Source organism: Streptomyces sp. MNU89 (assembly GCF_020982505.1).
Taxonomy (GTDB): Bacteria; Actinomycetota; Actinomycetes; order Streptomycetales; family Streptomycetaceae; genus Streptomyces; species Streptomyces xinghaiensis.
In genome coordinates, this window is record NZ_JAJKLL010000001.1 from 5,980,655 (window position 1) to 5,995,772 (window position 15,118).

The 15,118-nt window shown below is 73.5% G+C and carries 11 protein-coding genes and 2 pseudogenes; 12 read left to right on the top strand and 1 reads right to left on the bottom strand.

All coding sequences use genetic code 11. The annotated features are described in order from the left end of the window. The first annotated feature begins 69 nt into the window (after window positions 1–69). From E4N63_RS25530 to E4N63_RS25540, 3 genes and pseudogenes are all read left to right on the top strand, one after another. Window positions 70–861, top strand: a complete 792-nt coding sequence (locus E4N63_RS25530) for a carbohydrate ABC transporter permease (RefSeq protein WP_125626329.1) — start codon at window positions 70–72, stop codon at window positions 859–861. After that, window positions 858–1,846, top strand: a pseudogene (locus tag E4N63_RS25535) (zinc-dependent alcohol dehydrogenase family protein). Before E4N63_RS25530 ends, E4N63_RS25535 begins: the two are co-directional and overlap by 4 nt. 236 nt (window positions 1,847–2,082) lie before the next feature. Then, window positions 2,083–2,322: pseudogene (locus E4N63_RS25540) on the top strand (NUDIX hydrolase); the annotation flags it as partial. 175 nt (window positions 2,323–2,497) lie between these two features. On the opposite strand, the gene E4N63_RS25545 reads toward E4N63_RS25540, so the two are convergent. Then, complete coding sequence (locus tag E4N63_RS25545) at window positions 2,498–3,319, bottom strand: NAD(P)-dependent oxidoreductase (RefSeq protein ID WP_230241783.1); 822 nt, start codon at window positions 3,317–3,319, stop codon at window positions 2,498–2,500. 242 nt (window positions 3,320–3,561) lie between these two features. Between E4N63_RS25545 and E4N63_RS25550 the strand changes: the two genes are divergently transcribed. The 9 genes from E4N63_RS25550 (at window position 3,562) to E4N63_RS25590 (ending at window position 14,995) form a co-directional block, all read left to right on the top strand. Next, window positions 3,562–4,770 carry a family 10 glycosylhydrolase gene (locus E4N63_RS25550; protein WP_230241784.1) on the top strand — a complete coding sequence of 403 codons (1,209 nt, stop codon included), beginning with the start codon at window positions 3,562–3,564 and terminating at the stop codon, window positions 4,768–4,770. Window positions 4,771–4,934: 164 nt separating this feature from the next. Continuing rightward, on the top strand, window positions 4,935–5,645 hold the full coding sequence (locus E4N63_RS25555; protein ID WP_125626324.1) for a GntR family transcriptional regulator: 711 nt from the start codon (window positions 4,935–4,937) through the stop codon (window positions 5,643–5,645). 321 nt (window positions 5,646–5,966) lie between these two features. Next, the gene (locus E4N63_RS25560) at window positions 5,967–6,869 is read left to right on the top strand and encodes a dihydrodipicolinate synthase family protein (RefSeq protein ID WP_230241785.1); all 903 of its coding nucleotides are present in this window, start codon (window positions 5,967–5,969) and stop codon (window positions 6,867–6,869) included. Between the two features lie 86 nt (window positions 6,870–6,955). Next, entirely contained in the window at window positions 6,956–8,680 is a 1,725-nt protein-coding gene (araD, locus tag E4N63_RS25565) for an L-arabinonate dehydratase (protein ID WP_228429835.1), read from the top strand. A 205-nt stretch (window positions 8,681–8,885) separates the two neighbouring features. Continuing rightward, complete coding sequence (locus E4N63_RS25570) at window positions 8,886–9,806, top strand: carbohydrate ABC transporter permease (protein ID WP_019709607.1); 921 nt, start codon at window positions 8,886–8,888, stop codon at window positions 9,804–9,806. Next, complete coding sequence (locus E4N63_RS25575) at window positions 9,806–10,738, top strand: carbohydrate ABC transporter permease (protein ID WP_230241786.1); 933 nt, start codon at window positions 9,806–9,808, stop codon at window positions 10,736–10,738. The genes E4N63_RS25570 and E4N63_RS25575 overlap by 1 nt, the downstream gene beginning before the upstream one ends. Before the next feature lie 41 nt (window positions 10,739–10,779). Next, window positions 10,780–12,093 (top strand): Gfo/Idh/MocA family protein, encoded by a 1,314-nt coding sequence (locus tag E4N63_RS25580; RefSeq protein ID WP_230241787.1) that lies wholly within the window; start codon window positions 10,780–10,782, stop codon window positions 12,091–12,093. Between the two features lie 164 nt (window positions 12,094–12,257). After that, the gene (locus E4N63_RS25585) at window positions 12,258–13,622 is read left to right on the top strand and encodes a sugar ABC transporter substrate-binding protein (protein ID WP_125625831.1); all 1,365 of its coding nucleotides are present in this window, start codon (window positions 12,258–12,260) and stop codon (window positions 13,620–13,622) included. 44 nt (window positions 13,623–13,666) lie between these two features. Further along, the gene (locus E4N63_RS25590) at window positions 13,667–14,995 is read left to right on the top strand and encodes a polysaccharide lyase family 1 protein (protein WP_230241789.1); all 1,329 of its coding nucleotides are present in this window, start codon (window positions 13,667–13,669) and stop codon (window positions 14,993–14,995) included. The last annotated feature ends 123 nt before the right edge of the window (window positions 14,996–15,118 follow it).

Below are 15,118 nucleotides of genomic sequence, written 5' to 3' on the forward strand. Positions count from 1 at the left end.
GGACCCCCCGGCCGTACCGTCCCGCATCCGGCGGTGCGGCGCGCCCGGCGCCGGAACACCGCGCTCGGGATGCTGGCCTGGCTCGCCGGCATCGTGTTCTTCCTGCCGGTCGCCTGGATGACCCTCACCTCCCTGCACTCCGAGGCCGACGCCGCGACCAACCCGCCCTCGCTCGCCGCCCCGCTCACGCTGGAGGGCTACCGCGAGTTCTTCGCCACCGGCGCCGCCGGCCCCTGGCCCTCGCTGGCCAACTCGGCCATGGCGTCGCTCTTCTCCACCGCCGCGGTGCTGCTGCTGGCGTTCCCGGCGGCGTACGCCCTCTCCCTCCGGCCGGTGCGCAAATGGCGGGACGTGCTGTTCTTCTTCCTGTCGACCAAGATGCTGCCGGTGATCGCCGGGCTGCTGCCGGTGTACCTGTTCGCCCGGAACACCGGGCTGCTCGACAACATCTGGCTGCTCGTCCTCCTCTACACCTCGATGAACCTGCCGATCGCGGTGTGGATGATGCAGTCCTTCCTCGCCGAGGTGCCCGCCGCCCTCATCGAGGCCGCGCAGCTCGACGGGGCGCGGCTGCCCACCGTCCTCGGCCGGGTGATCGCCCCGCTCGTGGGGCCCGGCATCGCCGCCACCGCGCTGATCTGCTTCATCTTCAGCTGGAACGAGATGCTGTTCGCCCGTGTCCTCACCGGGGTGACCGCGCAGACCGCGCCGGTCTTCCTGACCGGTTTCATCACCAGCCAGGGGCTGTTCCTGGCCAAGGTGTGCGCCGCCTCCGTCGTCATCTCCCTGCCGGTGCTCGCCGCGGGGTTCGCCGCCCAGGACAAACTGGTCCAGGGCCTGTCTCTCGGAGCCGTCAAATGAGAGCCGCCGTCATCGAGTCGCCCGGCAAGGCCGTGCTGGCCACCGTCCCCGACCCCGTCCCGGGCCCCGCGAGGTGGTCGTCAAGGTCGCCGCCTGCGGGCTGTGCGGAACCGATCTCCACATCCTGCAGGGCGAGTTCGCCCCCTCGCTGCCGCTGGTGCCGGGGCACGAGTTCGCCGGCGAGGTGGTCGGCACCGGCAGCGCCGTCAGCGGACTGAAGGCCGGTGACCGGGTGGCGGTGGACCCCTCGCTGTACTGCCAGGAGTGCCGCTACTGCCGCACCGGCCACAACAATCTGTGCGACCGGTGGGCCGCCATCGGCGTGTCCGCGGCCGGCGGCGCGGCCGAGTACGCCCTCGCCCCCGCCGCCAACTGCATCAAGCTCCCGGACCACGTCGGCCTCCAGGACGCCGCGCTCATCGAGCCGCTGTCCTGCGCCGTGCGCGGCTACGACGTGCTGTCGGCGCGCATGGGCGCCCATGTGCTGATCTACGGCTCCGGCACGATGGGCCTGATGATGCTGGAACTCGCCAAGCGGACCGGGGCCGCGAGCGTCGACGTCGTCGACATCAGCGCCGAACGCCTCGCCACCGCCCGGACGCTGGGCTGCTCGCGCACCGCCGCGGCCGCCGCGGAGTTCGGCCGGCCCGGGGGCTGGGACGTCGTCATCGACGCCACCGGCAACGCCGCGGCGATCCAGGACGGTCTGGGACGGGTCGCCAAGGCCGGCACGTTCCTGCAGTTCGGGGTCGCCGACTACGCCACCACCGCCGTCATCGAGCCGTACCGGATCTACAACCAGGAGATCACCATCACCGGCTCGATGGCCGTCCTGCACAGCTACGAGCGCGCCGCGGAGCTCTTCGCGGCGGGCGTCATCGACCCCGGGGTCTTCATCAGCGACCGGATGCCGCTGGAGAGTTACCCGGAGGCGCTGGAGCGGTTCGCGGCGGGGGAGGGCCGGAAGATCGTGGTCGTACCGTGACGCCGCGGGCGGGCGTACGGGCCGTACGCCCGCCCGCGCGGTCCCGCTCCGGCCTGTGGACCGCGCCGTTCCGGCCTTAGAGTCCAGGAATGAGACGAGCACGCACCGATTCCCTGGTCAGCGACGGCCGCGGCCTCACCCTGCACGCGTTCCACCGCGTCCCCGAGGACACCCGCTTCCGCGAGGCCGAGATCGGCATGTCCCTCGTGGCGCTGTGGCACGGCGACAGACTGCTGATGGTCTACGAGCGGGACCGCGCCACCTGGGAACTGCCCGGCGGGGGCATCGACCCCGGGGAGAGCCCGCGCGAGGCGGCGGTCCGCGAACTCGCCGAGGAGTCCGGCCAGGTCGCCGACGAGCTCCGCTTCACCGGCTACGGGCTCTACACCCTGGGGCGCCGGCGGCGCCTGGTGTACGGGGCCGTCTACACCGGACGGACCTCGGTGCCCCGCCCGTTCACCCCGAACGAGGAGATCGCCGCCATCCACTGGCGCACCGCCGCGGAGCCCCTCTCCGGCCGCGTCCAGCCCGTGGACGAGTACCTGGCTGCCCTCTGCGCCGCCGCGCGGGACACGGCTCCCCGGCCCCGGCCTGACGACCCCGCCCGCGCCTCCGCGCGGCGGGGCCGGTGGGCCGGCCCGGTGCGGCCGGTCAGTGCGGCCAGCGGGGCGGGTCGGTGCAGAAGTGGCCGCCGAGATGGGCGTGGTCGGGGTTGGCCGGGTCGAGGGCGCCCTGTTCGGCGACGAGCTTCGCCGCGTACGGCTCCGAGTCGTCCCGCGGCTCGTAGCCCAGCGCCCGGGCGGAGGAGAGGTCCCACCACAGGCGGGTGTTGGCGGAACTGCCGTAGACGACGGTGTGGCCGACGTCCTCGGCGGTCAGAGCCGCGTGCAGCAGCCGGGCGGCGTCCGGCGGGCTGAGCCAGAGGGAGAGCATCCGGACGGTGGTGGGCTCGGGGAAGCAGGAGCCGATGCGGATGGAGACGGTCTCGATGCCGTGCTTGTCCCAGTAGAGGGAGGCCAGGTCCTCGCCGAAGCACTTGGAGAGGCCGTAGAAGGTGTCGGGCCGGTGAGGGGCCTCGACGGGCAGTGGCGGGGCGTCCTCGCCGGCGGGGCGGGGGAGGAAGCCGACGGCGTGGTTGCTGGAGGCGAAGACCACGCGGCGCACGCCCTCTTCGCGGGCGGCCTCGTAGAGGTGGTAGGTGCCCCGGATGTTGGAGTCGAGGATGTTCTCGAAGGTGGATTCGAGGGAGATCCCGGCGAGATGGATGATCGCGTCGACACCGCGGACCGCCTCCCGGAGGGCCTCCCGGTCGGCGAGGTCGGCCGTGACCGCCTCGGTGCCGTCGGGGACGTCCGGCACCGGCACGCGGTCGAGCAGCCGGAGGGTGTAGCCGTACGGGGGCAGCAGGTCGCGCATCAGGGTGCCGAGGCCGCCGGCGGCGCCGGTGAGCAGGACGGTGCGGTCTGCGGGCATGGCGGTGTCTCCTCGGGAGGGCGGCGGCCGGCGGGCCGGGGGCCGGTTCGGGGCGGACGTGGTGCGCAGCCGTGCGCGGCGGAGCCTGTTCACGATCTCCGGGTAAGACTCTGCCATCGGGTAGTAAGCGCTGTCATCCCCCCGTGGCCGCTCTCTTGACCGCTTCCGGGCGCCGCCTTAGCGTGACCGCTTCCGCGGAGGGTCCGCCGGCCGAGCGGGCGGCGGGCCGGTGAGGAGACGACATGCGAGCCTCGGCCTTTCTCTACCCCTGGGACGTGGTCGGTGACCCGTACGCCCCGGTCCGGGTGGCCCGGCTGGGGGTGCGGCAGGTGACGCTGGCCTCCGCCTACCACTCGACCCGGGCCCTGACACCCCGCCACCCCCGGCACCGGATCGTCACGGCGCGCCACTCGGCGGTGCTCTACCCGCCCGACCCGGCCCGCTGGTCGGGGCGCGCGCTGAAACCGTACGAGCAGCGGTGGACCGAGGGCCGCGATCCGTTCGGGGAGGCGGCGGAGGCCCTGGCCGGGGCGGGGCTGGAGGTGCACAGCTGGGTGGTGCTGGCGCACAACTCCCGGCTGGGCGAGGAGCATCCGGAGATCACGGTGCGCAACGCCTACGGCGACCGGTATCCGTGGGCGCCCTGCATCGCCCGGCCCGAGGTGCGGGAGTACGCGGTGGAGCTGGCAGCCGAGGCCGCCGTGCGGCCCGGGGCGCGCGGCACCGAACTGGAGTCCTGCGGCTGGTACGGCCTGGCGCATCTGCACGCGCACGACAAGACGGCCGGGGTCGCGCTCGGCGGCGCCGGGCACTATCTGATGTCGCTCTGCTTCTGCGAGGTCTGCGAGGAGGGGTACGCCGGGACGGGTGCCGATCCGGAGCGGCTGCGGGCCGCGGTGGTGACGGCCCTGGAGCCGCTGTGGCGCGGGGAGCCCGGACCGGAGGCGGGCCCGGCGGGGGACCGGGACACGGAGTGGGCGGCGGTGGAGAAACTGCTCGGCGAGGAACTCGCCGACGTGACGCGCCGCTGGCGCCGGAGCGTCGCGGGCGGACTCCGGCGGGCGGCGGTCGCGGCGGTGCGCCGGGCGGCGCGGCCGGGGTTCCAGGTGCTGCTCCACGCCGACCCGGCCTGGCACCGGTGCGGGGCCAACGCGGGCGCGGACCCGGAGGATCTGCTGGAGTACGCCGACGGCGCCGTGCTGCCCTGCGCGGGGGGCGAGGGCGGACGGGCGGTGCGGGCAGCCGTTCTGGACCCGTTCGCCCGGGTCCGGCCCGAAGGGGCGGTCCTCGCGGCGAACTTCACGGTCGTCTCCGGTATGGGCGGCAGCCCGGCGACGCTGGAGGCGGATGCGGCGCACGCGGCCGGACTGGGCGCGGACGAACTCCGGCTCTACCACGCCGGACTGGCCTCTGACGCCGACCTCGCGCAGGTCGGGGCGTTCCTCGGCTGAACGGGCGGGCCGGGCGGCCCGGTTGGCGCCCCCGGTCCGCCGGAGGTGTGCGGAAATCTCGTGGCGCGCGGGGCATTGACGGGACGGCGGCCCGGCCCTAGCTTCATCGCGTCGTCCTTCGTACGTCATATATGAGACGCGATACGCGAGATCTGAGAGCCTTCATGGTCACTGCGCCCGGCCCGCTCCCCGCCACTCCGGCCCCGATCCCCTCCCGCACCCAGGTCGTGCTGGAGGCCGTCAAACACGCCATCCTCACCGGCCGGCTGAGCCCCGGCCAGGCGCTGGTGGAGACGGAGCTGGCGCAGCGGTTCGGCGTCTCCAAGACCCCGGTGCGGGAGGCCCTGAAGACGCTCGCGGGCTCCGGTCTCGTCGTCATGAACCAGTACAAGGGCGTCACCGTGCGGACCGTGGACGCCGCCATGGCCCGCGAGGTCTACGACGTCCGGCTGCTGCTGGAGCCGGAGGCGCTGCGCCGCTCGGTCACCCGCGAGGCGTCGCTGGAGGCGGCACGGGAGGCGCTGGAGCGCGCCGACCACTCCTCGGACCGCGCCGACCGGAGCCTGGCCAACCGGGACTTCCACCGGGCGCTGTACCTGCCCTGCGGCAATCCGCTGCTCGCCCGGATGCTCGACGATCTGCGCGACCAGGCGGCCCTGGTGTCGGCGGTCGCCTGGGCGTCGGTGCCGTCCTGGGAACGGGAGGCGCGCGAGCACCGGGAGATCCTGCGCACGGCGCTCGCGGGGGACGCGGACGGCGCGGCACGGCTGCTCCACGACCACATCGGCTCCTTCGTGCGGCGGGCCTTCCCGGACGCCGTACCGGACGCTGCGGCACCGGACACGGCGGTGCCGGAGCGGCCCGCCGCCCCCTGACCGCGGTCCGGACGGCGTCCGGCGCCGGCCACGCCCCGGACCGCGCACCACCTGCACCACCTGCACCACACCACTCGCACCACACCGCACCACCCGCACGGCACGACGGCAGCACCGGCCGGAGCATCACCGGTCAACCGCGGTACCGGCCCACCGAGTTGCCCGGGCCGGCGCCACGGACCGGCACCCGCACAGCACACAGCACCGCACCGACGGCCCGGCACCACCCGGCGGGCCGCCATCCCGGCGACGGACCGCCCCGCGAACGGCGGCCCGGAGCACAGACCGCGGCACGCGCCGCGCACGGAAAGGGCGGACAGCATGGACCAGGCACGGCTGAAAGCGGCTCTCGCCGAGGTCGTGGCGATACCGGTGACGCCGTTCGGCGCGGAAGGCCGCGTCGAACGGACCACCTACCGCGCGCTGCTGCGCCGGCTGCTCGACGGGGGAGTCGTCACCGTCACCCCGAACGGCAACACCGGGGAGTTCTACGCCCTCACGCCCGAGGAACGGCGCACCGTCGTCGAGGAGACCATGGCGGAGACCGGCGGGCAGGCGACCGTCGTGGTCGGGGTCGGCCACGACGTGCCCACCGCCGTCGGCGCCGCCCGGCACGCCCGGGACTGCGGCGCCGAGATGGTGATGGTCCATCAGCCGGTGCACCCGTACGTGTCGCAGGACGGCTGGGTCGACTACCACCGCGCCATCGCCGAGGCGGTGCCCGAGCTGGGCGTCGTCCCGTACATCCGCAACGAGCTGCTGGACGGGGAGCGCATCGCGCGGCTCGGCGAGCTCTGCCCCAATGTGCTCGGCGTGAAGTACGCGGTGCCGGACGCGGCGCGGTTCGCGGCGGTCGCCCGGGACGCGGGCCTGGACCGGTTCACCTGGGTCGCCGGACTGGCCGAGCTGTACGCGCCGTCGTACTGGGCGGTGGGGGCCACCGGTTTCACCTCCGGGCTGGTCAACGTCGCCCCCCGGCTGTCGCTGGCGATGCTGGTGGCGCTGCGCGCCGGGGACTACGCCGCCGCCATGGCGGTCTGGGAGCGCGTACGGGAGTTCGAGGCGCTGCGCGCCGAACGGCAGGCGGCGAACAACGTCAGCGTCGTCAAGGAGGCGATGGCCGTCCTGGGCCTGTGCCGGCGCGAGGTGCGGCCGCCCAGCCGGCCGCTGCCCGAGCCGGAACGCGGCCGGGTCGCGTCGCTGCTGAAGGGATGGGACCTGTGACGAGCGGGCCCGGGAACACCGGCGGCACCGGGGCGGCGCCCCGTCCGGACGGCGGCCCGTCCGCGGACGCGGCCCGGCGCGAGCGGGTGAAGAGCCCGGAGGAGCTGCGCAGCCACGCCTGGTACGGCACCGGTGGACTGCGGTCCTTCAGCCACCGGGCCCGCACCCGCCAGCTCGGCTACCTGCCCGAGGAACACCTGGGGAAGCCCGTCGTCGCGGTCCTCAACACCTGGAGCGACATCAACCCCTGCCACCAGCATCTGCGCGAGCGCGCGGAGGCCGTGAAGCGGGGCGTCTGGCAGGCGGGCGGCTTCCCGCTGGAGTTCCCGGTGGCCACGCTCTCGGAGACCTTCCAGAAGCCGACGCCCATGCTTTACCGGAATCTGCTGGCGATGGAGACCGAGGAGCTGCTGCGCTCCTATCCGGTGGACGGCGCCGTGCTCATGGGCGGCTGCGACAAGACGACACCGGCGCTGCTGATGGGCGCCGCCTCCGCCGGGCTGCCCGCCGTGTTCGTCCCGGCCGGGCCGATGCTGCGCGGCCACTGGCGCGGCGAGACCCTCGGCTCCGGCACCGACATGTGGAAGTACTGGGACGACAAGCGCGCCGGGCTCATCGGGGACCGCGAACTGGCCGAACTGGAGTGCGGCCTGGCCCGCTCGCCCGGCCACTGCATGACCATGGGCACCGCCTCCACCATGACGGCCGTCGCCGAGGCCCTGGGGGTGACCGTGCCCGGAGCCTCCTCGATCCCCGCCGTGGACTCGGGGCACAGCCGGATGGCCGCCGCGGCCGGACGTCTCGCCGTCGAACTGGTGTGGCAGGACCTGCGGTTGCCGGAGCTCCTGACCCGCGAGGCGTTCGAGGACGGCATCGCGACCGCCGTGGCGCTCGGCGGTTCGACCAACGCCATCATCCATCTGATCGCGATGGCCGGCCGCTCGGGCGTGAAGCTCACCCCGGACGACTTCGACACCATCGCCCGCCGGGTGCCCGTCCTCGCCAACCTCCGCCCCGGCGGCGCGTATCTGATGGAGGACTTCCACTACGCGGGCGGGCTGCCGGGCCTGCTGGCACGGCTCGCGGAGGCCGGGCACCTCCACCTCGACCGGCCCACCGCCGCCCACGCCACGCTGCGCGAGCAGATCGCCGGGGCCCTCGTCCACGACGACGACGTCATCCGGCCCCCGGACGATCCGCTGGCCGCGGAGGGCGGCATCGCCGTACTGCGCGGCAATCTCGCCCCCGACGGGGCCGTGATCAAGCACATCGCCGCCGAGCCCCGGCTGCTGCGGCACACCGGACCCGCCGTCGTGTTCGAGAACTACCGGCAGCTCCAGGACCGCATCGACGACCCGGCGCTCGGCATCACCGCCGACAGCGTGCTCGTGCTCCGCGGCTCCGGCCCGCTCGGCGGCCCCGGGATGCCCGAGTACGGGATGCTGCCGATCCCCGCGTACCTGCTCAAGGAGGGGGTGCGCGACATGGTGCGGCTCTCCGACGCCCGGATGAGCGGCACCAGTTACGGCGCCTGCGTGCTGCACATCGCCCCGGAGTCGCACGCCGGCGGGCCGCTGGCGCTGGTCCGCACCGGCGACCCCGTCACCCTCGACGTACCGGCGCGGCTGCTGCGCCTGGAGGTGGACGAGGCCGAACTCGCCCGCCGCCGCGAGGAGTTGCGGCCGCCGCCCGCCCCGTACGGGCGCGGCTACGGCGCGCTCTACCAGCGGCACATCACCCAGGCCGACACCGGCTGCGACTTCGACTTCCTGGCCCGGCCGGGCGAGGTCCCCGAACCCTACGCGGGATAGCGGCCCGCGCCGCGCCCCCGCGCCCCTGCCGAGCCGCCCTCCGTCCCCGTCCGCCGTCCCGTCGAACGGAACCGCCGCACCCCGCGTAGTAAGCGCTTAACCCCTTAACTCGACACCGCACACCGCACCCGACCCGCACACCCCACCCCACCCCACCCCACTCCGACCCCGCACCCGCTCGCCCCGCTCGACGTAAGGAGCAGTCATGGCCCTCGCCGTGGCGAAAGAACCCCGCGGGACCGGCCGCCGCCGGGCGGGCGGCCCGGCCCGTCTCCCGTATCTGCTGATCTCACCGGCCGTGCTGCTCATGCTGGGCTTCCTCGCCTATCCCATGATCAGCGTCCTCTACTACAGCCTCCGGCACTACAACGTCACCAAGCCCTGGCGGAACGGCTTCGCCGGCCTCGACAACTTCTCCGCCCTCCTCGCCGACGACCTGTTCTGGCAGAGCCTGGTCTTCAGCGCCCAGTGGGTCGGCACCGAGGTCTCGCTCCAGCTCGCCCTGGGCCTGGCGCTGGCGCTCATCGTCAACCAGACGTTCGTGGGCCGCGGCATCTCCCGCGCCCTGGTCTTCTCGCCCTGGGCCGTCTCCGGTGTGCTGACCACCACCATCTGGATGCTGCTCTACAACCCGTCCACCGGCGTCAGCCGCTATCTCGCGGACGCCGGCGTCGGCTCGTACGGCACCTCGGTGCTCTCCGACCCCGGGACCGTCTTCTGGGCCGCCGTCCTCGCCGAACTCTGGCGCGGCGTCCCCTTCTTCGCCATCCTCATCCTGGCCGACCTGCAGTCCATCCCCCGGGACCTCTACGAGGCGGCCTCCGTCGACGGCGCCGGGCGGATGCGGCAGTTCCTGCACATCACCCTGCCGCACCTCAAGGACGCGATCGTCCTCTCCACGCTGCTGCGGGCGGTGTGGGAGTTCAACAACGTCGACCTGCTCTACACCCTCACCGGCGGCGGACCGGCCGGTGCGACCACCACGCTGCCGCTCTACGTCGCCAACACCGGCATCCACGGGCACGACTTCGGCTACGCCTCCGCGCTCACCACCGTCGCGTTCGTGATCCTCCTCTTCTGCTCAATCCTCTACCTGCGGCTCAGCAAGTTCGGGGGCGACCGCTGATGACCACCACCGCCATCACCGACCAGGGCTCGGCCACCGGGGCACGCGCCGGAGCGCATACCGGAAGCGCGCCCCCCGCACGCCGCCTGCGGCGCGGTCCCGGCACCGGCGGCGGCCCGGCCGGGGAACGCACGCCGCGCTGGCAGATCTACCTGCCCCTCGGGCTGTATCTGTTCTTCACCCTTGTGCCGTTCTACTGGATGCTGCTGTTCGCCCTGCGCCCGGCGGGCTCCACCTCGCTCGTGCCCTGGCCGGTCACGGCCGCGCACTTCGACAAGGTCTGGAACGACCTGGGCTTCGCGGTCTTCTTCCGCAACAGCCTGCTGGTCGGCGTCGCGTCCCTGGTGATGACCACGGCCGTCGCGCTGGTCGGCGGCTACGCCCTGGCCCGGTTCCGGTTCCGGGGCCGGAACGGCTTCATGCTGGCGCTGCTGTGCTCGCAGTTCATCCCGGGCGCGCTGATGCTCGTACCGCTCTTCGAGATCTTCCGCGAGCTGGCCCTCGTCAACTCGCTGTGGAGCGTGGTCATCGCCGAGACCGTCTTCCAGCTGCCGCTCTCGCTCATCCTCATCAGCGGCTTCATCCGCAATGTGCCGGCCGAACTCGAGGAGGCCGCCTGGGTCGACGGCTGCGGGCGCTTCCGGGCCTTCTGCGCGGTGGTGCTGCCGCTGCTGCGGCCGGGGCTGATCGCGGTCGGTTCCTTCGCCTTCGTGCACAGCTGGAACCACTTCCTCTTCGCGCTGATGTTCCTCAGCTCGCAGGAGAAGTACACGATCCCCGTCGGACTCAACTACACGATCGGCGCGGAGAGCGTCGACCTGGGCGCGCTGGCCGCGGGCGGCGTCGTGGCCGCCGTGCCCGTGGTGATCGTCTTCGCCTTCATCCAGAAGTGGCTCATCGCCGGCTTCAGCGCCGGGGCGGTCAAGGGCTGAGCCGCCCGGAGGCGGCCAGGAACAGGACATCGGGGAGAGACATGACGGCAGTTGACGGAGCGAACGCCGGGCCGGCCGGGCCGGGCACCGTACCGGACGCGGTGCTCCGCGCCGGACCGGTCACCGGGCCGGACGTCCGGCCGGAGGCCGGGCCCGCGGACGGACCGGACGGGCCGGTGCCCGTGGTGCTCGCCGGCGGGCGCGGCCACGGCTCCTGGCACCTGGAGAACCTGCGGCGGCTCTCGGAGGCCGGGCGGGTCCGGCTCGCCGGGGTGTGCGAACTCCAGCCGCTCGCCGCGGAGGAGCTGGCCGGCTTCGACGGGGTCGAGCAGTCCCCGGACCTCGCCGGGCTGCTGGAACGGACCGGCGCGCGGATCACCGTCGTCTGCACACCGATCCACACCCACACCGAGCTGGCGCTCACCGCCGCCCGAGCGGGCTCGCACCTGCTGCTGGAGAAGCCGCCGACCCCCTCGTACGACGACTTCCGGCGGCTGACCGAGGGACTCGCCGCGGCCGGTACCGCCTGCCAGATCGGCTTCCAGTCGCTGGGCTCGCACGCCCTGGACGCCATCGCCGGGCTGATCGGCGGCGGAGCCGTCGGCCGGGTGCGCGGCATCGGCGGCGCGGGGGCCTGGGTGCGCGGCGAGGACTACTACACCCGAGCGCCCTGGGCCGGACGGCGGACCCTCGGCGGCCGGGACGTCGTCGACGGGGTCCTCACCAACCCCCTCGCGCACGCCGTGGCCACGGCGCTGCGCATCGACGGCAGCGACCGGGCCGAGGACCTGGCCGGGATCGAACTGGAGCAGTACCGGGCCCACGAGATCGAGGCGGACGACACCTCCTGCCTGCGGCTGACCACGGCACGCGGCACCCGGATCACCGTGGCCGTGACCCTCTGCGCCGAACGGACGGCCGACCCGTATCTGCTCGTCCACGGCGACCGGGGCCGGATCACCTTCTGGTACACGCGGGACCGGGTGCTGGTGCAGCGCGCCGGTCACGCCCCGGAGGAACGCCTGTACGGGCGGACGGACCTGCTGGAGGACCTGCTCGCGCACCTCGCCACCGGCTCGCCCCTGCTCGTACCGGCGCACCGCACGGGCGCGTTCACCCGCGTCGTCGAGGCGGTCCGGACCGCGCCGCCGCCGGTGCGGCTGACGGAGCCGGTCTGGCACCGGGCGGACGGACCGGCCTGGCGCAGCGGGGGCACGGCACCGCGGCGGGTGATCTCCGGTGTCGACGAGCTGGTCGCGGCGAGCGCCGAGACCCTCTCCCTCTTCTCCGAACTGGGTGCGGACTGGGCCGTACCGGCCGGGGTGCCCGGTGGAGAGGAGGAACGGCGGCCGTAGCCCCCGGACCGCCGGGCGCGGCACACGGCCGGCCGGTCCACGAGTACGCCGGCACACCACTGCGCCGGCAGGCACCCGTACGTCAGCACAGCAGCACACCGCGGGGCCGGGACCCCCGCGTCACCGAACCGAGAACCGAGAACCGAGAACCGAGGAGAGCCGAGATGACGACAGCACACCGGGACCAGCGCCCCGGCCCACGCCCCCGGAGAGCCGTACGGCCCGCCGCGGCCGTGGCCCTCACCGCCGTGCTCGCCCTGACCGCGAGCGCCTGCGGGGACTCCGGCGACGCGGCCGGGGGAGAGGGCGACGGCAAGGGCACCGTCGAGTTCTGGGACAACAACGGCGGCGTCCGCACCCCCGTCTGGAAGAAGATCATCGCCGCCTTCGAGAAGAAGCACCCGGACATCGACGTCACGTACGTGCCCGTGCCGATCACCGAGGTGCAGTCGAAGTACGACACCGCGATCGCCGGAGGCGGGCTGCCGGACGTCGGCGGCGTCAAGACCGCGGATCTGGCGAACATGGTGGCGCAGGGCGCGCTGGAGCCGGTCGGCGACCGCATCGAGGGCGGCCCCCTCAAGGGCAGGCTGTCGAACGGCATGGTGGAGAGCGTCCGCGCCGCGGGCGGCGAGGGCGACGAGATGTTCTCCGTGCCGACCTCCGCCAACCAGAGCGTCCTCTGGTACCGCACGGACCTCTTCGAGAAGGCGGGGCTGGACGCGCCGGACGACTGGGAGACGTTCTACGGGGCGGCGGAGAAGCTGACCGACGCGGAGGACAACAAGTTCGGCTTCACCATCCGCGGCGGCGCCGGATCCGTCGCCCAGGCGCTGGACATGATGTACGCCCAGTCCGGGGTCGACACCTTCTGGGAAGGGGAGAAGACCACGGTCAACGCCCCGGAGAACGTCGAGGCGCTGGAGCGGTACACGGACCTCTACAAGAAGGCCACGCCCGCCGCCGACCTCAACAACGACTTCACCAAGATGGTCGCCCAGTTCGACAGCGGCGACATCGGGATGCTGCTGCACAACCTGGGTTCGTACCCCGACCATGTGAAGGCGTTCGGCAAGGACCGGATCGCCGGTATCCCGCTGCCGCCCTCGGCGGACGGCGCGCCGCGCACCATTCCGTCCAACCCGGTCGACGGGCTGGGGCTGTTCCGGAGCAGCGACAACAAGGCCGCGGCCTGGAAGTTCATCGAGTTCGCCGTCTCCCACGAGATGAACAGCCTCTGGAACGAGGAGGCGGGCGCCATCCCGGCCCGCACGGACGCCGTCGGGGACGCCTGGATCGAGGACGCGGCGCCGGTGAAGGCCGCCATGGAATCCGTCAACGACCCCGAGACGAAGATCGTCCAGCTGCCCTACTACCTGCCGGACTGGAACAACATCAGCAAGGCCGGGACCGAACCGGACTTCCAGAAGCTGCTGCTGGGCGAGATGACCGCGAAGGAGTTCGCCGACAAGCTCGCCGGACTCATCAACGAGGCCCAGGCGGAGTGGAAGGAGCAGCAGGAGAAGTGAGCCTCCGATTCCTTCCGTTCCCCCACGATCCCCAGGAGTCCGACATGCCGAGAGCGTCATGTCATGTGCGTGCCATGGCCGCCCTGCTGTGCGGTGCCGCGCTCGCCCTGTCCCCCGCCCCGGCCGGGGCCGCGGCACCGGCCCCGCCCGCGTCCGTCCCCGCCCCGTCCGGCGACCGGCCGGTGCTGCCCGCCGGTGACGGCTGGGCCTCGGCGGAGGGCGGCACGACCGGCGGCGCGGCCGCCGACGCGGACCACGTCTTCACCGTCCGCACCCGGGCCGAGCTCGCCGCGGCGCTGAACGGCGGCGATCCCACCCCCAAGGTCATCCGGATCGCCGGCACGGTCGACGCCAACACCGACGACGCCGGCCGGCCCCTCTCCTGCGCCGACTACGCCACCGACGGCTACACCCTCGACGGCTATCTCGCCGCCTACGACCCGGACACCTGGGGCGATGCCGACCCCTCCGGGCCGATGGAGGACGCCCGCGCCGCCTCCGCCGCCCGCCAGGCGGAGCGGGTGCGGCTGGCCGTCGGCTCGAACACCACCATCGTCGGCGCCGGTCCCGGAGCCCGCCTGCTCGGGGCCAGCCTCCAGGTGAGGGCCGCCGAGAACGTCGTCATCCGGGGCGTCACCTTCGAGGACGCGTACGACTGCTTCCCGCAGTGGGACCCCACCGACGGCGCCGACGGCAACTGGAACTCCGAGTACGACAACCTCGTCGTGTACGGTTCCCGCCACGTCTGGATCGACCACAACACCTTCACCGACGGCCGCCGCCCCGACAGCGAACAGCCGCGCTATTTCGGCGTGCTGTTCCAGCAGCACGACGGCGAGCTGGACATCGTGCGCGGCGCCGACCTCGTCACCGCCTCCTGGAACGTCTTCGCCGACCACGACAAGACCCTGATGATCGGCAACAGCGACAGCGCGGGCGACACCGACCGGGGCCGGCTGCGGGTGACCCTCCATCACAACCTCTTCCGCGACGTGGTCGAGCGGGCGCCCCGGGTGCGCTTCGGGCAGGTCGACGTCTACAACAACCACTATCTGACGACCGGCGAACGCTACGGCTACAGCTGGGGGGTCGGCTTCGAGTCCCGGCTCGTCGCCGAGGCCAACGCCTTCACCCTGCCGGATGCGGTGGACCCCGCGAAGGTGATCAAGAGCTGGAAGGGCACGGCCCTCACCGAGCGGAACAACCTGGTGAACGGGGAGGCCGTGGACCTGCTCGCCGTCCACAACGCCGGTGTCCCGGAGGAACGGCTCGGGGACGACGCGGGCTGGACCCCGGAACTCCGCCCCCGCGTCGACCACCCGCGCGCCGTCCCGCACCTGGTGGCCCGGCACGCGGGCGCCGGCCGGCGCTGAGCCGGCACGGTCCCGGCCCCGGGCGGGGCGCCGGGACCGTCCGGGCCGGCCGGTCCCTCCGGTGCTCCCGGGAGTCCGGCCGGCCCGGACGCGCCGCACGCCCGCGCCCGCGGGGAGTACGGT